The sequence below is a fragment of the Escherichia sp. E4385 genome, from assembly GCF_963883145.1.
GTDB lineage: Bacteria > Pseudomonadota > Gammaproteobacteria > Enterobacterales > Enterobacteriaceae > Escherichia.
Window position 1 is genome coordinate 425165 of sequence record NZ_CAWOOJ010000002.1, and the last position, 19915, is coordinate 445079.

Sequence of the window (19915 nt, forward strand, 5' to 3'; positions counted from 1 at the left end):
AATTTTATGTTTAAAGTGAGTGTCATATCACGGTGATAACGCGAAACAGCTCACAAAAATACACGCTTACGGAGCGTTTGCAACACAAAATATCGCCGATTGGCAAACTGAAGGGTTTATTGCTAAATGCCTGCTCCCCTCTGGCTCGAGGGGAACAGAATACGCTGCTTAGAGGATTTCCAGCAGCTCGACTTCAAACACCAGGGTGCTGAACGGAGGGATGGATGCGCCAGCGCCACGCTCGCCATAGGCCAGTTCCTGCGGGATCGTCAGTTCCCACTTAGAACCTACTGGCATCAGAGTCAGTGCTTCAATCCAGCCAGGGATCACGCCGTTCACCGGGAATTCAGCCGGTTCGCCACGGGCAACAGAGCTGTCAAATACAGTGCCGTCGATCAATTTACCGGTGTAATGAACGCGGACGCGGTCGGTACGGGCAGGAATTGCGCCTTCGCCCTGGTTGATCACGCGGAATTGCAGGCCGGATTCAGTGCTGTTCACGCCTTCTTTTTTAGCGTTTTCTTCAAGATATTTCACACCTTCAGCAGCCATCGACTGGAAACGCTGACGACGAACAGCATCGGCACGTTCATGGATTTCACGCAGCGCGCGGTGCACCACATCAACCGGAACTGCCGGATGTTTGCCTTCCAGCGCGTCGGCAATACCTGCAACCAGCGCTTCTGGCAGCAGCCCTTCCAGACCAGATTCACTCAGTTGTTGCCCTACCTGCAAACCAATGCCGTAGCTTGCTTGCGCTTCGATGGTGTCAAAAGTTGGGGTGGTCATCGTATTTCCTTCCTCAGGGTATAAAGTAACGGGCAGCATATCAGCCACACTTCCTTGGGTAAAACTTTGTCGCGAGAGTGATGACAAATCCCGGGGAAAAAGAAACAATAGCAATATCCCGTATGAATATAATAGAGGCGGGTTTACCACGGACATCATAGCGTTAGCTTATTCATAGGCTATGATTGAGGAACAAGACGCGGAGCAGGAGGAAACCATGCCCGGGCGCTTTGAACTAAAACCAACCCTGGAGAAGGTCTGGCACGCGCCGGACAACTTTCGCTTCATGGATCCGCTACCACCGATGCATCGTCGGGGGATTATTATTGCCGCCATTATTTTGGTGGTCGGTTTTCTGCTTCCGTCTGAGGATGCGCCCGACTCCCCCGTCGTGACGCGTGAAGCGCAGCTGGATATTCAGTCGCAATCTCAGCCGCCGACAGAAGAACAACTTCGGGCGCAGCTAGTTACGCCGCAAAACGATCCGGATCAAGTTGCCCCGGTCGCTCCAGAACCAATACAGGAAGGTCAACCGGAAGAGCAGCAAACTACGCAAGCGCAACCTTTCCAGCCAGATAGCGGCATTGACAATCAATGGCGCTCTTATCGTGTTGAAGCCGGTAAAACGATGGCACAACTGTTCCGCGACCACGGTCTGCCTCCTACCGATGTATACGCAATGGCACAGGTAGAAGGCGCAGGTAAACCATTAAGTAATTTGCAAAACGGGCAGATAGTGAAAATCCGCCAGAACGCCAGCGGCGTGGTGACGGGCTTAACCATTGATACGGGGAATAATCAACAAGTCTTGTTTACCCGCCAGCCGGATGGCAGTTTTATTCGCGCTCGATAGCTGAAGGGTCAATCAGAAGCCAGCTAAGGACCGTTTCTTTGATGACCTTACGTCTGGCTTCCAGCGCCTGCGGTGAAACCATACTGATGTGATAAACCAGGCCAAGTGTATGCTGGTTTATCAAATAATATCCCCCGAGTGCAGCAATATTAATATTCACCTGCAGCGGGTCGATATCTGGCTTAAAAATATTACGTTTCTTCCCTTCAGCCAATAATGACTCCATTAACTGCAAGTGCGCGTGGTTAATATCCTGGAGGCGCTGTGATTTCGCATAATGCACACCTTTACTTTGGTTTTCGCTATGCACGATCTTTAGAAACCAGGGATTAGATATATAATAATCCCAGGTGAAATCGATAATTTCCTCTATGGCTTTTTGTGGCGGAAGGCCAGAAACATCAAGGGATCTTTCTTTTTGCCGAATATCATTCCAGGTATATTCCAGAACTTCAATAAATAAATTTTCTTTGTTCCCGAAGTGGTGATAAACCGTCTGTTTACTGCACCCTGCGGCCTTCACAATATTATCGACTCTGGCCCCTTCGTAGCCATATTCGGCAAATTCATTGACTGCGCATAACAACAATTTTTCCTTCAGGTTTTGCGCGTGACTGGTATCAAGATACATTCCGCTTCCCCACGTCTTCTTCGTGATGGCTATCATAACCGTATTTGATCTCAGCGACAGCAAAAAGGCAAAACATTGTCTTTCATCGAGTTATCAAATGTCCTGTGATCATTATCGCAGATCAACCAACCAGATGGTTGATCTTTTTACTAACTAGTTGCAAGCTAACCATCACTTAAGGAAACAATATTCAAAAAAAGAGGATTAACCTATGAAATCCACTCGTCCTGTTGCTGTCATCACTGGCGCTGCACGTGGTATTGGAAAGGGTTGTGCGCTGGAACTTGCTCGTGGCGGGTTTAACCTGCTGATTAACGATCGCCCTGATGCCGACAGCGTAGAAAAACTGCATATCACACAACAAGAATGTATGGCAGAAGGCGTGGAAGTCATTTGCTTCCCTGCCGATGTCGGCGATCTCTCCCTACATGAAGAGATGCTCGACGCGGCGCAAAACCAGTGGGGCCGTTTGGATTGCCTGCTCAATAACGCGGGAATTTCCGTAAAAAAACGCGGCGATATTCTCGACCTGGAGCCAGACAGCTTCGACGACAACATTGCCATTAACACCCGCGCGCCGTTTTTCCTCGCTCAGGCATTCAGTAAACGCTTACTGGCACAGCCGAAGCCGGAAGCGGAGCTGCCGCACCGTTCGATTATTTTTGTCAGTTCCATAAACGCCATCATGCTGGCGATGAATCGCGGCGAATACACCATTGCCAAAACCGCCGTTTCTGCCGCTGCTCGTCTGTTTGCCGCTCGCCTTTGTAACGAACAAATTGGCGTCTATGAAGTGCGCCCTGGCCTAATAAAAACCGATATGACCATTCCGGCAACCGCCTATTACGACGAATTGATTGCCAAAGGTCTGGTGCCGTGGGGACGTTGGGGTTATCCGGCTGATATCGCCTCCACTGTCCGCGCGATGGCGGAAGGCAAACTGATTTACACCTGTGGTCAGGCGGTCGCCATCGACGGCGGCTTAAGTATGCCGCGCTTCTGAGGCTGAATCATGAGAGATCTGTTACAACGCCCTGATTTATTCAGCATTAATACCGCGACGCTGGGTTATAAAACGCCGCTGCCCGCCATTATTGACGCTTGCGCCGCGCGCGGTATTGGCGCAATAGCCCCCTGGCGCAGAGAATTGCAGGGCGAAGATCTCCAGCAGATCGCCCGCCAACTCGCCGCCAGTAACATGAGCGTTTCCGGTTTGTGCCGTAGCACTTACTACACCGCACCGACGCTGGCGGAACGCAAACTAGCGATTGATGATAACCGCCGGGCGCTGGACGACGCCGCCGTGCTTAACGCCGCCTGTTATATGCAGGTGGTTGGTGGACTGCCAACGGGTACAAAAGATCTGTATGAGGCGCGGGAACAGGTGAAACAAGGGATTCGCCAGTTACTACCGCATTCGAAAGAGGTCGGCGTGCCGATTGCGCTGGAACCGCTGCACCCGATGACCGCAGCCGATCGTTCCTGTTTGTGCACGTTACGCCAGGCGCTGGACTGGTGTGATGAACTCGATCCCGATGGCGAATTTGGCCTCGGCGTCGCGGTGGATGTCTACCACGTTTGGTGGGATCCGGATCTCGCCAGCCAAATCCTGCGTGCCGGAAAACGCATTCTCGCGTTTCATGTTTCCGACTGGTTAGTACCAACCACCGATCTGGTCAATGATCGGGGAATGCCGGGAGATGGCGTCATCAATATTCCGTCAATCCGTCGGCTGGTTGAAAACGCCGGATTTAATGGCGCTATTGAACTGGAAATATTCTCGCCGTACTGGTGGCAGAAAGATATTAACAGCACGCTGGATATTAGCGTCGATCGCATCGCGCATTATTGTTAAGGAATGAACATGAGTGACCAACCCGTTCTGTTCAGCAGAGCGGCGGCTTCCTGCCGCCTGACATTGAACCGTGAAGATAAATGTCATGCTATTAATGAAGAAATGATCGAATCTCTCGATCATTATTTAAATGAAATTGAAAACGACACCACATTACGATTAGTCGAATTAACTGCTACCGGCGATAAATTCTTTTGTGCAGGCGGCGATATTAAATCGTGGTCAGCCTATTCGCCATTAGATATGGGCAGAAAATGGATTAAACGCGGTAATGAGGTTTTTAATCGCCTGCGCAATTTACCCCAATTAACCGTTGCGAATCTCAACGGTCATACCATTGGCGGTGGGATTGAACTCGCCTTGTGCTGTGATATTCGTATCGCTCGCCCCCACGCGAAATTCTCTAATCCTGAAGTGATCCTCGGCATGGTGCCAGGCTGGATGGGCATCGAGCGCGTGCTTAATCAGGTTGGCCCGGTGGTCGGTCGCCAGATGCTGATGCTGGGGAAACGTCTGACGGCACATGAAGCCCAGGCGGCGAATTTAATTGATGAAGTGGTGGAAAAAGAACAGGTAGAAAGCTGGATGGCGAATCAGTTAGCGCAGCTGGAAAAATGTGGTCCGGTGGCACTGGCGCATATTAAGCAACTGATTCTGGCGCTGGAAAATAAACACGCCGATTACTCGCACCAGTTACTGGCAGGGTTAATGTCCGCCACTCAGGATTGCCAGCAGGCGACGCGCGCGTTTGCCGAAAAAAGTAGCGTGAGCTTCCACAATCAATAAGGAAATTGTATGCGTAAGATAACAACCGCCGAGGCACTGGCGGCGCAAATTCAGGACGGCGCAACCATTGCCATTAGCGGTAACGGCGGCGGCATGGTGGAAGCTGACCATATTCTGGCAGCCATTGAAGCTCGTTTCCTGCAAACCGGACACCCGCGCGATCTGACATTAATCCACTCGCTGGGTATTGGCGATCGCGACAGCAAAGGTACCAATCGCTTCGCTCATGCCGAAATGCTCAAACGCATAATTGCCGGACACTTTACCTGGTCGCCCAAAATGCAGGAACTGGTGAAAAACAATGCCATTGAAGCCTACTGCTTCCCGGGCGGCGTAATTCAGGCTCTGCTGCGGGAGATCGGCGCCGGACGTCCGGGACTTTTTACCCACGTAGGGTTGGGATCGTTTGTTGATCCGCGTAATGGCGGCGGGAAGTCAAACGCTTGCACCACCGATGATCTGGTAGAACTGATTGAAATTGATGGTGAAACCAAACTCCGCTATCGCCCTTTCAAAGTGGACTATGCCATTTTGCGCGGCACTTATGCCGATCCGCGTGGCAACGTCAGCCTCGAAGAAGAAGCGATTGATATGGATAGCTATTCAATGGCGCTGGCAGCACACAACAGCGGCGGCAAAGTGTTCGTACAGGTGCGCGATGTACTGGAAGCAGGCGCGCTTGAACCACGTAGAGTCAAGCTTCCGGGGATTCTGGTCGATGGCATCGTTGAACACCGCGAACAACCGCAAACCTATCTTGGTGGTTACGACCTGACAATTAGTGGTCAACATCGCCGTCTGAGTTCTAACGACGCTATTGAACTGGTTAGTCATCCGGTGCGTCGTCTGATTGCCCGTCGGGCAGCGCGCGAACTGGTGGCTGGCGCTTCAACCAACTTTGGCTTTGGTATTCCGGGCGGTATTCCTGGCGTTGCGCTGCGTGAAGGCGTGCCTTATCAAAGTTTGTGGCTAAGTGTTGAGCAAGGCGTACATAACGGCATGATGCTGGATGACGCGTTTTTTGGCTGCGCCCGTAACGCCGACGCCATTATCCCTTCGCTGGATCAATTCGAATTCTACAGCGGCGGCGGTATCGATATCACTTTCCTCGGCATGGGCGAGATGGATCAGCACGGCAACGTCAACGTTTCGCATCTCAACGGCAATCTGATCGGCCCCGGCGGCTTCCTCGAAATTGCACAAAACGCCCGAAAAGTGGTGTTCTGCGGCACGTTTGACGCCAAAGGCAGCAAAATCGATGTAACGCCAGATGGCCTGCATATCGCCCAGTCAGGTCAAATCCCCAAACTGGTTACTCAGGTGGAAAAAATTACCTTTAGCGCCGCGTACGCACAGCAAAGCGGTCAGGAGGTGCTGTATATCACCGAACGCGCGGTATTCCAGTTAACGGCAGAAGGCGTTGAATTAATTGAGATCGCACCAGGTGTGGAGATTGAGCGCGACATTCTGCCGTTCATGGCCTTCCGCCCGATTATCAGGCAACCACGTCTGATGGAAAGCAGCCTGTTTACGCCGATGGAGGATGCATGAGCCAGCTTGATGACGCCATCCTCGATTCGCTGACGCACGTCACTTTTCCAAAGGGGTTTGTGTCAGCAGAACCAACGTCAATTGTCACCGTTGAGGATGTTGATTACCCGATCTGGCAAGTTGATGCGCTGGTCGTTGGTAGCGGCGCAGCAGGATTACGTGCGGCGGTTGAGCTGAAACGTCGCCAGCAAAATGTACTGATCGCGACCGCCGGGTTATACATGGGGACGTCAGCGTGTTCCGGTTCTGATAAACAAACACTGTTTACCGCCGCTACTGCGGGCAATGGTGACAACTTCGCCAAACTGGCGGAAGCACTGGCGAGCGGTGGCGCAATGGATCACGACACCGCTTATGTCGAGGCGGTCGGTTCCCTGCATACCCTCGGCGGTCTGCAATATCTTGGTCTGGAATTACCGGAAGATCGCTATGGCGCAATTCTCCGTTATCAAACCGACCATGACGAAGCCGGACGCGCAACCTCCTGTGGACCGCGGACATCTCGCCTGATGGTAAAAGTATTGCTGGAGGAAGTGCAGCGCCTCGCCATCCCAATGTTGACCAGTGCAACGGTGATTAAGCTCCTGCATCAGTGCGGAGAGAATGGCGAAGATCGCGTTGCGGGGGCTATTCTCGCAACCGGTTCCCGCGCCCATAACCCCTGGGGGCTGGCCATTGTGACTACGCCCAATGTGGTACTGGCAACGGGCGGACCGGGCGAGCTTTATCGCGACAGTGTTTATCCACATAAATGCTTCGGCTCGCTGGGACTGGCACTGGAAGAAGGTTTGACGCTAACCAATCTGACAGAAAGCCAGTTTGGTATAGGCACGCCACGCAGCACGTTTCCATGGAATTTATCCGGCACCTATGTGCAGGTGATCCCGTATATCTATTCTGTGGATGCTGAGGGCAACGAGTATAACTTCCTTGCAGATTACTATCGCACCACCCAGGAACTGGCTTCAAACATCTTCCGTAAAGGCTATCAGTGGCCATTCCACGCCACACGAGTGATGGATTTTGGTTCAAGCTTGTTAGACATGGCGGTGGCGCAGGAACAGCAATCAGGTCGCCAGGTATTTATGGATTTCAATCGCAATCCTGAAGCGGTGCCTGGTGATTTGCCGTTCTCATTGGATCGACTGGACGACGACGTTCGCGCATATCTTGAAAACAACGGCGCCCTGGCGCAATCGCCCATCGAACGCCTGCAACGAATGAATCCGCTGTCTATCTCGCTGTACAAGATGCACGGTTACGATCTCACCGCGCAGCCTCTGCAGTTCGCCATGAACAATCAACATATGAATGGCGGTATAGAAGTGGATATCTGGGGGCAAACCTCCCTGCCTGGTTGCTTCGCGGTGGGAGAAGTTGCCGGAACTCACGGCGTTACCCGGCCTGGCGGCGCGGCACTGAATGCTGGACAGGTTTTTGCAGTGCGCCTGGCGCGTTTTATTGGTTGCTCCCAACAGCGGTCTGTTGATGGAGATATTGCACAACTGACCGCTCCGGCCCTAGCGTCCATAAGAGAGAGCATTACTCAGGCGCACGATAACGAGACCGGGATGCCATTGTCATTGGTTAAGGAAAAAATTCAGGCACGAATGTCTGATCATGCGGGGTTTATTTGCCATACCGATAAAGTCCGACGTGCCACTCGTGATGCCCTGCTATTGAACGAATTTGTCCAACAGCATGGATTGGCTATCAAACATGTGGGCGAAATTGCCGAGCTGTTTATGTGGCGGCATATGACGCTGACCTCTGCTGCCGTATTGACACAGTTGACGCATTATATTGATGCCGATGGTGGTAGCCGTGGGGCTCGTATTATTCTCGACGGAGATGGAAATTCGATTCCGCAAACACGAAATGGTTTTTGTGATGCTTGGCGCTTTCGTTCAGAGCGTACTGAGGATAAAAAAGATAAGCTACTTATTCATTATTGCAATGGTATCTTTCACGTCAGAAAAGCACCTGTTCGTGAGTTTCCCATTATCCGCGGCATTTGGTTTGAAAAAAACTGGCCTGGTTTTCTTAATGGGACAATTTACCAGCCACAGGATGAATGATATTGCAAAGGTTAATCACTATGCGAAATATAATTAGATCTATTAATGCTCTGCTTGCAACATTGAATATTACCATTTTGGCGATCATTGTGGCATGTGTGACATGGCAGGTGGTAGCACGATTTATATTTAAAAGCCCCAGTATATTTACGGATGAGCTCAGTCGTTTGCTTTTTATTTGTCTTGGCCTTTTTGGTGGTGCCTATACCGCGGGGCAGAACCGGCACCTGGCGATTGACCTGCTTCCTATGATGCTGAAAGGAAAAGCACGGCGTCATTTATTTTTGTGTATTCAGACTATCGTTATTATCTTCGCCACCATCATTATGGTATATGGTGGTGGGCTATTAACTATGGACACATTCGATTCAGGTCAAACCTCACCCGCTTTAGGTTGGCAGATGGGATATATCTATATGAGCATCCCGATTAGTGGTGTACTTATTATTATATACACCATAGATATGGTTTTAACAGAACTTAAACAACCACGCTAAAGATAATAAACAACAACCAACCATAGTAGGAATGGAGAAATTATGGATTACTGGTTACCGATTATTGTGTTATTTGGTGCCTTCTTTTTTATGTTGGCATTAGGTGTACCTATTGTTTATGCCATTGGTTTATCGACACTGGCATCAATTTCCACACAACTCGATTTCAACTCAGCATTGAGTGTGGTTTCCCAAAAGTTAGCCTCCGGGTTAGATAGTTTTACGTTGTTGGCAATCCCATTTTTTATCTTGTCTGGCAACATTATGAATCATGGAGGAATAGCACGAAGGCTAATTAACTTTGCGCGAATTCTTGGCGGTCGTCTGCCAGGCTCACTTGCTCACTGTAATATTCTTGCCAATATGCTGTTCGGGGCAATTTCTGGTTCAGCCGTTGCTTCGGCGGCGGCGATGGGCGGTGTCATGCATCCGCAACAGGTTAAAGAAGGCTACGACCCGGCATTCAGCACTGCGGTTAACGTTGCTTCTGCTCCTACTGGTTTACTTATTCCACCAAGCAATACGTTGATCGTCTATTCACTGGTCAGCGGCGGTACGTCTATTGCTGCACTGTTCCTGGCAGGGTATGTTCCGGGAATTTTACTGGGCCTGGCGCTGATGGTCGTCGCCGGTATTATCGCGGTACGTCGCGGATACCCCAAACCAGAACGCCCAACTTTACGCCAGGCTGGAGTGGCTATATGGATGGCGATCCCCAGTATTTTCCTGATTGTGTTAATTATGGGCGGTGTACTAAGCGGTGTTTTTACCCCGACAGAGGCTTCGGCAATTGCGGTAATTTATACCCTTTTCCTTGCGCTGGTTCTTTATCGTGAAATCTCAGTTAAAGATTTGCCTAAAATATTTCTGGAATCCGTCATTACCACCGCAATTGTTTTGTTATTGATCGGTTCTTCAATGGGCATGTCATGGGCTATGTCCAACGCTGACGTACCCTTCCTGATCCTCGATTTGCTCAATACCATTTCTGATAATCCAATAGTAATCCTGCTTATTATCAATATTATCTTGTTGATCATTGGCACATTTATGGATATGACGCCAGCGGTACTGATTTTCACCCCGATATTCTTACCCGTCGTCACCGAGTTGGGCATGGACCCGATTCACTTTGGTATTGTCATGGTACTGAACATGTGTATCGGTATTTGTACTCCGCCTGTAGGCAGTGTGTTATTTGTCGGTTGTAGTGTATCTAAATTACCGATTAATAAAATTATCAAACCTATGCTGCCATTCTATGCCGTGATGGTATTGGTGCTGGCAATGGTGACCTATATTCCGCAAATCAGTATGGCATTGCCAAGAGCACTGGGCTACTGATATGCATTCACTGGCGGCACCTGCCGCCATATTTATTAGAAAAGGAACATCTATGAAAATAAAAGTATCCGCTGGCATTATCGGTGCTGTTCTTATGTTATCCGCAAGCCAGTCCTGGGCAGTGACATTAAAACTGAGTCATAATCAGGATAAGTCTCATCCTGTTCATAAAGCGATGGAGTTCTTTGCGAAAAAGAGCAAAGAGTACTCTAACGGTGATATTACTATTCGTATTTATCCAAATGGAACATTGGGTACTCAACGAGAAACAATGGAGCTGATTCGTTCTGGCGCTATTCCGCTGGTAAAAACCAATGCGGCAGAAATGGAAGCATTTGAAAATTCTTATAAATTATTTAGCCTGCCTTATTTGTTCCGCGATCGTGATCATTATTATCAGGTGATGCAGGGCGATATCGGGAGAAAAATCCTCGACTCAACGAAAAGCAAAGGTTATTTCGGGCTGACTTTTTATGATGGAGGCGCCCGCAGCTTCTACGGCAATAAACCGGTACTGAAACCAGACGATCTGAAAGGCATGAAAGTCCGTGTCCAGCCAAGTCCTGGCGCAGTTGAAATGATCAAAGTCATGGGCGGTAACCCGACGCCACTGGATTACGGCGAGCTGTATACAGCCTTACAGCAGGGCGTCGTCGATATGGCGGAAAACAGTGTGATGGCGCTGACCACCATGCGTCACGGTGAAGTGGCAAAATCTTTCAGCCTTGACGAACACACTATGGTTCCCGATGTGGTTCTGATGAGCAATGCTGCGTTTGATAAACTTAGCCCGGAAAATCAGGCTGCTATATTAAAAGCATCTAAAGAATCAATGAGCTACATGAAAGACTTGTGGAGCGAAGAAGAGAAACAAGAATTTGCGAAACTGGATAAAATGGGCGTGAAAGTCTACCAGGTTGATAAAGCTCCGTTTATCGAGAAAGTACAGCCAATGTACGCAAACTTCGCTAAGGATAACCCTGCCCTTGCCCCAATGCTGGCCGACATTCAGGCGACGAAGTAATTATCTTAATAGGGCTGCTTATTGCGGCCCTCATCGAATATATCGAAATAACTATTCTAAATTGACGCCCTGAACGCCTCTGCCATTAACTCTTGTTCACGACCAGGTAATCTAAGACGCTCGGCAATGGTTCGCCACTGACTGACAATTCCTCTAAAATTAGCAATAATGTCATCTGCTTCTGTCAAACCAAGTCGAAAATACTCCGCAACTTCTCGAGCTAATTCCAGATAACTTACACCTGTAGAGGCATCTTCACCATCCTGATGCCTGGTTAGTGTCATAGCCGAAGCAAAATGCAGACGCCTTCCCGCATTAGTGCGGTCAAAACGACGAACCATAAAACAATGGTAATTGCTGGCAAATTTATGCGCCTGAGCAGTTGCAACATTCAGTCCACAGCCAACAGCAAGTGCATTAACGACCATTTCCCATCCACCAACATCATACTCATCTTTTGCACTGGGAAATTTAGCGATGTAGAGATGTCCTGCTTCATCAACAACACTGGCTTTCGGACGTGCCCCTCCTAATGATCCCCCCGGAGCGATTAGCATTCTTAACCATTTTTGCCCCATGAGTTCTTTATTATCAGGATCTTCTTCAATTGCCCGGCTAGCTCTTTCCAGACTCGCTATTTCGGTAAATGGTGGGGCTGCAACATCAATGCGGTTATCAAGAAACTCTCCAGTGTCTTCAAGTTTATATCGAAGAGCCCCAACCCGATAAAGATCATGTACACCTAATAAATAAGCAGACTCATAAAGGTGGGAGTCTTTATCAAATAATCCGTCTCGGATATCCCTCTCAAAACGCCGCTTCATTAGCATGCGTCCCCAACGATCCGGGCAGGAATCACTAAATGCACCAAATTTATCCTTAGGAGGAATTGGGTACTGTGCTCCCTCTTACAACATTATTTCAGGATCTAACTGAATAAAATTAAGTGCAGGATCTGCAAGCGCCTTTTTATCGTACTCAAACTCAAATATCTCACGCGCCCGGGTGCGACGACTGTGCAAATAACCAATACGCGCAGGACCATCCAGGCCTTCCCAATCCGCATACACTCCGATTAATGCCATAATTAATTTCCTTTTATCGGTTTTTTTATCGGTTGTAATAGTGCAGCAAGAGAGGTGGACGTTTCCCCTGGATTAGTTGACGTTGAGTCTTTTGCCAGCGCTGTTAAATCCGTGGTGAGATGACCTTCTTTCTCGCGTTTCGTCTGAAATGAGGCTGTCTGAATCCCTTCGTCATTCTTACCGGATGAACGAGCAAGCCCTCTTTTTTTAATCAAACGGGAATCCTGGAGCTGACGCCCTAAGTCGTCTTCAGCTGCAAGCTTATTTAAATCCGTTTCCAGACCCAAAACCTGCATCACAGACAAATATGCCCCTATCGTGACCCCTGCACTTCCTGACTCCAGAGAACGCAATGTTATTGGCGACATCCCGGCACGTTCAGCAACTTGCTTTGCGGTAAGCCTGCGTCGTAAACGAGCAAGTTTCAGCCGCTCACCAAATTCACTAAGCATCTGATTCGTATAAGGGAGTAACGGTGCTGTTTTTTTACCCATAATGATAATATTTTATCTTTTTATCTAAAAAAACAATAAAATAACAGCGCATTTGCACATAACTTATTGTTTTTATTATCTTGCAAGGGAGACGCTGTATTGATGCTTTTGTCATGTTTTCCGCGTAAAAAAACATGACACGAGCTACCAGCGGCGAGGCTGGGGGCCAGGTATGGGTCCTGAGAATTTTTTATAAAAGGAATAGTAAGAGAACTTTATGAAGGGAACAGCTGTTTCTGAGGTTTTTATCACTAAAAGCAAAACGCCGACACAAGGTCGGCGTTTTTACGTCTCGTTGAATAACGAATTATTCAGCTACTACGTTTACGATCACTTTCGCGAATACTTCGCTGTGAACCTGGAAGCTCACTTCGTGTTCGCCAGTGGTACGCAGAACGCCGTTCGGCAGACGAACTTCGCTCTTAGCCACTTCAACGCCAGCTGCAGTTACAGCGTCAGCGATGTCGCGAGTACCGATGGAACCGAACAGTTTACCTTCGTCGCCAGCTTTAGACGCGATGGTAACAGTTTCCAGTGCATTGATTTTCTCAGCGCGAGCATTAGCTGCTGCCAGAACTTCAGCCAGTTTAGCTTCCAGTTCAGCGCGACGTGCTTCGAAGAATTCAATGTTTTTCTTGGTAGCTGGAACAGCTTTACCCTGCGGTACCAGGAAGTTACGAGCATAGCCCGCTTTAACGTTTACCTGATCACCCAGGCTACCCAGGTTTGCTACTTTATCAAGCAGAATAACTTGCATTACCTTATCCTCTCAAAGTCGTATTAATGGACCGTGACCGATTACTGATGGCGATCAGTGTACGGCAGCAGGGACAGGTAGCGAGCGCGTTTGATAGCGCGAGCCAGCTGACGCTGGTATTTTGCACGGGTACCGGTGATACGGCTTGGGACAATCTTACCGCTTTCGGTGATGTAGTTTTTCAGCGTAGCGATATCTTTATAGTCGATCTCTTGAACGCCTTCCGCGGTGAAACGGCAGAACTTGCGACGACGGAAATAACGTGCCATATGGCTAGTCTCCAGAATCTATCAATTCAATCTGCTCGGCATGCAAAACCATTTTGCTCAGACCGTTCTTTGCCTTGTGGCATGAAATGAACCCCTGAACGGTTATGCGACTGCCGACCGTTATACTGTGAGTAATGGCCTGGTTTTCGTGTCCGCTAACAATAACGGGCATTTGGCACCACGCCTGCCGGTGAAAACCGGCTTCCTCCTGCACAGAACGATGCTCAAGCACGAACTGGCAGTGAGGAATTCCTGATGGACTGACCTTGCGAAGGGGAGTCCTGCACACGGTGCCGGACAACACCAGACGGTTGGTCATCAGAAATTACTCTTCAGAATCCCCAGCTTCAGCATCATCAGCGGTTTCGTTTGCGAAATCATCGCGACGCTCACGGCGCTCGTCTTTCGCTTTAACCATCGGAGATGCTTCGGTAACAGCGTGCTTGGTACGCATAACCATGCTGCGGATAACGGCATCGTTGAAGCGGAAGGTAGTTTCCAGCTCATCGATCACTTCCTGCGGAGCTTCAACGTTCATCAGAACGTAGTGAGCTTTGTGCAGTTTGTTGATCGGGTAAGCCAGCTGACGGCGGCCCCAGTCTTCCAGACGGTGGATCTTGCCTTCTGCACCAGTGATGGCAGCAGTGTAGCGCTCGATCATGCCCGGAACCTGTTCGCTCTGGTCAGGATGGACCATAAAAACGATTTCGTAATGACGCATCGAATTGCTCCTTACGGATTATTCAGCCTCCTGTCTGGGTCAGCCGAATCCCGGGGAGGCAAGGAACGTGTTAAAGGTCGGCTGAAAAATGACGCGTTATAGTACTTGTATGCCCCGCTAAACTCAAGGCCAGCCGACAAATAAATCTCATCTTTCGCCAAATCGTACTAACCCGCTGATTTGAAGTTCATCACATCCCATCAGGGCGTTTTTTTGAACAACTGCATCAGAAATGGTCACCATCAACTTCTTTATCATTGATTAAAATTAAATCAGAAGATCATTACAGAGGAGCGCACACAAAGTCAGCCGTTGAGGAGGTATCTATGTTCAGCCGTGTTTTAGCCCTTCTGGCTGTGCTTTTGCTAAGTGCAAATACATGGGCAGCCATTGAAATTAATAACCACCAGGCCAGAAATATGGACGACGTGCAGAGCTTAGGCGTGATTTATATCAACCATAACTTCGCCACTGAAAGTGAAGCTCGCCAGGCACTGAATGAAGAGACAGATGCGCAAGGCGCAACGTACTACCACGTGATTCTGATGCGGGAACCGGGGAGTAACGGCAATATGCACGCCAGCGCGGATATTTATCGCTAGCACCAAGTATAACCAACGAAACATTGCCATAGTTTGCTTTGCCCCCTTCACCGGGGGCATTTTTTTGAAAAAACGGCTGCGGAATCAGACCAGTTATCTCCCGAAAAAGGAAATTTCCGCAGCGCGTGTTTTACTTCTGCCCGTAATAGGCGTTAGGACCGTGCTTACGCATGAAGTGTTTATTAATCAGGTAGCTGTCGATGTGATTCAGTTGTGGGTTAATACTGCGCGCAATCCACGCCATTTTTGCCACTTCCTCCATCACCACCGCGTTATGCACCGCATCGTGAGCATCTTTCCCCCAGGCGAACGGTCCGTGCTGATACACCACAATTCCCGGCGTATGCAGCGGCTCGGCGTCACCCAGCGTTTCGATAATCACTTTGCCAGTGTTCTGTTCGTACTCGCCCTGCACCTCTTCTTCGCTTAACCCGCGCGTACACGGGATATCGCCCAAAAAGTAGTCAGCGTGCGTGGTGCCTAACGCCGGGATCGCCAGCCCTGCCTGCGCCCATGCGGTGGCATGAGTGGAGTGGGTATGGACAATGCCGCCGAGCGACGGATAACGGCGGTAGAGTTCGAGATGCGTCGCGATGTCGGAAGACGGGCGATACTTCCCGTCCACCACCTGGCCGCTCATATCGACCACCACCATATCGTCCGCTTTCATGGTTTCGTAGGCGACACCGCTGGGCTTGATCACCACCAGCCCGCGTTCGCGGTCAATGGCGCTGACGTTGCCCCAGGTAAAGGTCACCAGCCCGTAACGCGGCAGATCCATGTTGGCTTCAAATACCTGCTGTTTCAGCTTTTGCATTATGCCGCCTCCACCATGCCTGCTTTGGCCATGCGCGCTTTCACCCAGTCACGCGCTTTCGCCACTTCTGCCGCCGGGTCTTCCGCCGTTTCGCTCCACATCTCAATCAGGTACGGCCCGCAATAGCCACTCTGTTTGAGCGTTTCAAAGCAACGTTCGAAATCCACTACGCCTTCGCCAAACGGCACGTTTTTGAAGACACCCGGTTTGGTGTCTTTCACATGCACCGCGACGATATGCCCGATTCCGGCCTGCAATTCCATCTGCACATCGTTGTCCCACGCCGACAGGTTGCCGATATCCGGGTAGAGCTGGAACCACGGATTGTTGAGATAGTGCGCGTAGCCCAGCGCCTTGCTGATAGAGTTCATCAATGGGTAATCCATGATCTCCATTGCCAGCGTCACCTGCGCGCGGCTCGCCATCTCGACGCTCTCTTTCAGGCCGTCACGGAAACGACGACGCGTTTCGTTATTGGCCTCCTGATAGTAAACGTCATAGCCCGCCAATTGGATCACGCGAATGCCGACGTCCTGGGCGAACTGGATAGCTTTGCGCATAATCTCCAGCCCCTGCGCCCGCACTGCGTCATCTTCGCTACCCAGCGGGAAACGACGATGGGCGGAAAGGCACATGGACGGCACACGCACGCCGGTTTCAACAATCGCGTTCACCAGCGCCAGACGCTGTTCGCGGCTCCAGTCGAGGCGCGAAAGGCGCTCGTCCGTTTCATCTACCGACATCTCGACAAAATCGAAGCCCAGCGTTTTTGCCAGTTGCAGCCGTTCCAGCCAGCACTCCCCGGCGGGGAGCGCTTTTTCATAGATGCCAAGCGGGATTTGTTTGGACAACATATCCGCTCCTTAGCCCCACAGCTGGGCGATGGAACGTTTGAACTGACGCGCAGCTTCAACCGGAGAAGCGGCATCACGGATGCTGCGACCTGCGATAAACACATGAATCGGAATACCTTTGAACAGCGGCAGATCTTCCAGCGCCAGACCACCGGTGACGGTTACTTTGAAGCCCATATCGGAAAGACGTTTGATCGCGGTAATGTCCGCTTCGCCCCATGCCACGCCTGCGGCCTGCGCGTCACGACTGCGGTGATAAACCACCTGCTGAATGCCTGCGTCACGCCACTGCTGCGCCTGTTCCCAAGTCCAATAACCGGTCAGTTCGATCTGCACGTCGCCGTTAAACTCTTTTGCTACGTCCAGCGCACCTTTGGCGGTGTTGATATCCGCACAGCAAATTACGGTCACCCAGTCAGCGTTGGCTTCGAAGCACATACGAGAAAGGATTTTGCCCGCATCGGCAATTTTGGCATCTGCCAGCACGATTTTGTGCGGGTAGAGCGCTTTCAGGTCACGAACCGCACGCACGCCTTCGCCCACGCATAGAATGGTGCCCACTTCGATAATGTCGACTTCTTCGGCAATCAAGCGAGTGGTTTCGTAGGCGCTATCCATAGTCTGGTTGTCCAGCGCGACTTGCAACATCGGTAATGACATCTTTAATTCCTTCTTAAGCTGCCGCGTTGGTGCGGTCAATGAGATCCAGTACTTCCTGCTCGGTACGGCAGGCACGTAAACGGTCGAAATTCTCTTCATCTTCAAACAGGTTGACGATCTGCATGATGCCCACTTCCTGGTGAGTGTTGGCATCAACCGCCGCCATAGTGATGAGGATATCCACCGGATCGTTATCTTCGTGGTTGAACTCCAGCGGCTTTTTCAGCGTCACCAGCGCAAAACCGGTTTTCTTAACGCCCTCTTCCGGGCGACCGTGCGGCATTGCCAGGCCTGGTGCGAGCACAAAGTACGGGCCGTGCTGTTCAACCGCATCCAGAATCGCCTGGTAGTAACGCGGCTCGACAACATCCGCCGCCACCAGCAGGTCAACGCCGATTTTCACTGCGTCCTGCCATGTCTCAGCTTCAGCCTGCAGACGGATAGATTTATTCTCCGCCAGCGAATCACGTAATTTCATGGCGCGTCCTTACTTCACATCCTGCGGGAAATGCTCTTTGATCACTTCCAGCAGTTTCGGGCCAAAATCAGCAGGAGAGAGCATGTTGCGTACGCCAACCACGTATTTGTTGCCGGTCACGGTGATTTCGCCCGCAATGTGCGTAGAAGCGATGATGATATCCGCGCCGCTCAACTCGCTTTTGTATTCGCCAACCGCGCAGCTATTTACCGTGTGGTCAATGTTTGATTGGGTTAAAAACTGGTCCACTTTCATCTTCATGATCATGGAACTGCCTTGTCCGTTGCCACACACAGCCAGAATACGTACGGTCATAATCAAAACTCCTTATTAAGCAGACTGTTCTGCCAGTTGTTTTTCTGCATCTTCTTCTGCGCGCAGTGCGCGGCCAGCGAAGAACATATAAGCCAGTGCAATTACAATGATGACGGCCATAAAGGCGATACCGATGGAGAAGAAGCCCTGCATCATCGGCGGTGCCAGAATCGACCAGTCCGCCATACCCATCCAGGCACTCATACCGGTGAGTTTCACCGCCCAGACGCAACCAAAGATTTCAATCATCCCCATCACCAGACAAATTTTCAGCGCCGCACGCCAGCCGCCGAAGTGGTTAGCGAACACGCCGATGGTGGCGTTGGAGAAGAACATCGGGATAAAGCCAGGAATAATCAGGATCGAGGAACCGCAGGCGACCAGGATGCCAACCGCAATCAGCTGACCGATGGTGCCCCACATAAAGCCCCAGACCACGGCGTTCGGCGCGAAGCTATAGATAGCCGCACAGTCAATCGCCAGAACCGCACCTGGGATCAGACGCTGGGAGATACCGTTAAATGCTTCAGAGAGTTCCGCCACAAACATGCGCACGCCCTGAGTGATGATGAAGATCGCCACCGCGAAGGAGAAACCGGTTTGCAGGATGTAGACCGTCCAGTGCACTTTGCCTGCCATCGCCTGCACGGTGTCGATACCGAAGGAGAGCAGAATGGCGCCAAAGAAGATGGTCATGACAATCGCCGTGGAGACGATGTTGTCGTGGAAAATGTTCAGCCAGCCAGGCAGTTTGAGGTCTTCAACGCTCTCCTCTTTTTTGCCCAGGAACGGCGCGACTTTATAAGCAATCCATGATGCAAACTGCTGTTGGTGACCGATGGAGAAACCGCAGCCATCCGTCACTTCCTGAGTCGGCTTGTACATCATGTTGGAGGTAATGCCCCAGTAGAGCGAAACCAGAATCGCGGTGCAGATAATGGTCGTCCACATGGAATAACCGAAAATAAACAGCGTAACGGCAATCAGCCCCGCCTGCTGGAACATGATGTGACCAGTCAGCATGATGGTGCGAATACCGGTAATACGACGCAGCAGCACGTAACAGATGTTCAGCGCCAGAGCCAGCAACACCGCGTAACCCACCCAGCTATAGGCATCGCCCATGCGTTCAATGGTTGCCATCATCGACGCGTAAGTATCTGAAATCGCACCGTTGATACCGTAGACTTCCGACATTTTCGCCACCACCGGTTTGAAGGTGCTGGTCAGGATGCCGGACCCTGCCTGCAACAACATGAAACCAATAATGGTTTTAATCGTCCCTTTAATAATAACGCTGACACTTTTGCGCAGTAGGATGTAGCCCAGACAGGTCACAATACCCAGCAACAACGGGGCATTGGTCATGACCTGGTTAAAAAACACGGTAAAGATGTTGTAGAGGATCTCCATAACGATCTCCTGAAGAAGAGGTAACCGGGTATTCCGCACACC

At 50.5% G+C, this 19915-nt stretch carries 23 protein-coding genes and 1 pseudogene; 10 read left to right on the plus strand and 14 right to left on the minus strand.

Annotated elements, in window-relative coordinates; genetic code table 11:
• Window positions 1–168: 168 nt before the first annotated feature.
• The gene (gene fklB, locus AACS80_RS04365) at window positions 169–789 is read right to left on the minus strand and encodes an FKBP-type peptidyl-prolyl cis-trans isomerase (RefSeq protein WP_064525832.1); all 621 of its coding nucleotides are present in this window, start codon (window positions 787–789) and stop codon (window positions 169–171) included.
• A gap of 217 nt (window positions 790–1006) precedes the next feature.
• Between fklB and ytfB the strand changes: the two genes are divergently transcribed.
• A complete protein-coding gene (ytfB, locus tag AACS80_RS04370) occupies window positions 1007–1642 on the plus strand; it encodes a cell division protein YtfB (RefSeq protein WP_130259529.1) in 636 nt (211 codons plus the stop codon).
• Here ytfB and AACS80_RS04375 read toward each other — a convergent pair.
• Window positions 1626–2273, minus strand: a complete 648-nt coding sequence (locus AACS80_RS04375; RefSeq protein WP_130206029.1) for a TetR/AcrR family transcriptional regulator — start codon at window positions 2271–2273, stop codon at window positions 1626–1628. The genes ytfB and AACS80_RS04375 overlap by 17 nt on opposite strands.
• A gap of 211 nt (window positions 2274–2484) precedes the next feature.
• Here AACS80_RS04375 and AACS80_RS04380 point away from each other — a divergent pair, with 211 nt between their 5' ends.
• The 8 genes from AACS80_RS04380 to AACS80_RS04415 are packed head-to-tail and all read left to right on the plus strand — an operon-like array spanning window position 2485 to window position 11408.
• Entirely contained in the window at window positions 2485–3276 is a 792-nt protein-coding gene (locus AACS80_RS04380; RefSeq protein WP_138183676.1) for a 3-ketoacyl-ACP reductase, read from the plus strand.
• A 9-nt stretch (window positions 3277–3285) separates the two neighbouring features.
• Window positions 3286–4128: a sugar phosphate isomerase/epimerase family protein gene (locus AACS80_RS04385; RefSeq protein ID WP_135410872.1), complete on the plus strand. Its 843-nt coding sequence runs from the start codon at window positions 3286–3288 to the stop codon at window positions 4126–4128.
• 9 nt (window positions 4129–4137) lie between these two features.
• Entirely contained in the window at window positions 4138–4914 is a 777-nt protein-coding gene (locus AACS80_RS04390; RefSeq protein ID WP_138183677.1) for an enoyl-CoA hydratase/isomerase family protein, read from the plus strand.
• Window positions 4915–4923: 9 nt separating this feature from the next.
• Window positions 4924–6465: an acyl CoA:acetate/3-ketoacid CoA transferase gene (locus tag AACS80_RS04395; RefSeq protein ID WP_130206023.1), complete on the plus strand. Its 1542-nt coding sequence runs from the start codon at window positions 4924–4926 to the stop codon at window positions 6463–6465.
• Window positions 6462–8543, plus strand: a complete 2082-nt coding sequence (locus AACS80_RS04400; RefSeq protein ID WP_135410870.1) for an FAD-dependent oxidoreductase — start codon at window positions 6462–6464, stop codon at window positions 8541–8543. The genes AACS80_RS04395 and AACS80_RS04400 overlap by 4 nt, the downstream gene beginning before the upstream one ends.
• Before the next feature lie 20 nt (window positions 8544–8563).
• Window positions 8564–9040, plus strand: a complete 477-nt coding sequence (locus AACS80_RS04405; RefSeq protein WP_130259525.1) for a TRAP transporter small permease — start codon at window positions 8564–8566, stop codon at window positions 9038–9040.
• 42 nt (window positions 9041–9082) lie between these two features.
• Complete coding sequence (locus AACS80_RS04410) at window positions 9083–10384, plus strand: TRAP transporter large permease (protein ID WP_130206017.1); 1302 nt, start codon at window positions 9083–9085, stop codon at window positions 10382–10384.
• A gap of 52 nt (window positions 10385–10436) precedes the next feature.
• Window positions 10437–11408, plus strand: a complete 972-nt coding sequence (locus AACS80_RS04415; protein WP_130206015.1) for a TRAP transporter substrate-binding protein — start codon at window positions 10437–10439, stop codon at window positions 11406–11408.
• Between the two features lie 56 nt (window positions 11409–11464).
• Here the strand turns inward: AACS80_RS04415 and AACS80_RS04420 are convergent.
• From AACS80_RS04420 to rpsF, 6 genes and pseudogenes are all read right to left on the minus strand, one after another.
• Window positions 11465–12493, minus strand: a pseudogene (locus AACS80_RS04420) (type II toxin-antitoxin system HipA family toxin).
• Between the two features lie 2 nt (window positions 12494–12495).
• Entirely contained in the window at window positions 12496–12987 is a 492-nt protein-coding gene (locus tag AACS80_RS04425; protein WP_135410869.1) for a helix-turn-helix domain-containing protein, read from the minus strand.
• Window positions 12988–13294: 307 nt separating this feature from the next.
• Window positions 13295–13744, minus strand: a complete 450-nt coding sequence (gene rplI, locus AACS80_RS04430) for a 50S ribosomal protein L9 (protein ID WP_001196062.1) — start codon at window positions 13742–13744, stop codon at window positions 13295–13297.
• 41 nt (window positions 13745–13785) lie between these two features.
• A complete protein-coding gene (rpsR, locus tag AACS80_RS04435; RefSeq protein WP_000135199.1) occupies window positions 13786–14013 on the minus strand; it encodes a 30S ribosomal protein S18 in 228 nt (75 codons plus the stop codon).
• Between the two features lie 4 nt (window positions 14014–14017).
• Window positions 14018–14332 (minus strand): primosomal replication protein N, encoded by a 315-nt coding sequence (priB, locus tag AACS80_RS04440; RefSeq protein ID WP_001296681.1) that lies wholly within the window; start codon window positions 14330–14332, stop codon window positions 14018–14020.
• 6 nt (window positions 14333–14338) lie between these two features.
• A complete protein-coding gene (gene rpsF / locus AACS80_RS04445) occupies window positions 14339–14734 on the minus strand; it encodes a 30S ribosomal protein S6 (protein WP_001216676.1) in 396 nt (131 codons plus the stop codon).
• Window positions 14735–15060: 326 nt separating this feature from the next.
• Here rpsF and yjfY point away from each other — a divergent pair, with 326 nt between their 5' ends.
• On the plus strand, window positions 15061–15336 hold the full coding sequence (gene yjfY / locus AACS80_RS04450) for a DUF1471 family protein YjfY (protein ID WP_000492914.1): 276 nt from the start codon (window positions 15061–15063) through the stop codon (window positions 15334–15336).
• 130 nt (window positions 15337–15466) lie between these two features.
• Here yjfY and ulaF read toward each other — a convergent pair whose 3' ends face one another.
• From ulaF to ulaA, 6 genes are read right to left on the minus strand one after another with little or no spacing between them, the layout of a single operon-like run.
• On the minus strand, window positions 15467–16153 hold the full coding sequence (gene ulaF / locus AACS80_RS04455) for an L-ribulose-5-phosphate 4-epimerase UlaF (RefSeq protein ID WP_135410868.1): 687 nt from the start codon (window positions 16151–16153) through the stop codon (window positions 15467–15469).
• A complete protein-coding gene (gene ulaE / locus AACS80_RS04460) occupies window positions 16153–17007 on the minus strand; it encodes an L-ribulose-5-phosphate 3-epimerase UlaE (RefSeq protein ID WP_000949511.1) in 855 nt (284 codons plus the stop codon). Before ulaE ends, ulaF begins: the two co-directional genes overlap by 1 nt.
• Before the next feature lie 9 nt (window positions 17008–17016).
• Window positions 17017–17667, minus strand: coding sequence for a 3-keto-L-gulonate-6-phosphate decarboxylase UlaD (gene ulaD, locus AACS80_RS04465; RefSeq protein ID WP_023216462.1), 651 nt, complete (start codon window positions 17665–17667; stop codon window positions 17017–17019).
• Window positions 17668–17680: 13 nt separating this feature from the next.
• Window positions 17681–18145 carry a PTS ascorbate transporter subunit IIA gene (ulaC, locus tag AACS80_RS04470; RefSeq protein ID WP_000776505.1) on the minus strand — a complete coding sequence of 155 codons (465 nt, stop codon included), beginning with the start codon at window positions 18143–18145 and terminating at the stop codon, window positions 17681–17683.
• A gap of 9 nt (window positions 18146–18154) precedes the next feature.
• Window positions 18155–18460: a PTS ascorbate transporter subunit IIB gene (gene ulaB / locus AACS80_RS04475; RefSeq protein ID WP_000218362.1), complete on the minus strand. Its 306-nt coding sequence runs from the start codon at window positions 18458–18460 to the stop codon at window positions 18155–18157.
• Between the two features lie 15 nt (window positions 18461–18475).
• Window positions 18476–19873, minus strand: coding sequence for a PTS ascorbate transporter subunit IIC (ulaA, locus tag AACS80_RS04480; protein WP_001355100.1), 1398 nt, complete (start codon window positions 19871–19873; stop codon window positions 18476–18478).
• Window positions 19874–19915 lie beyond the last annotated feature (42 nt).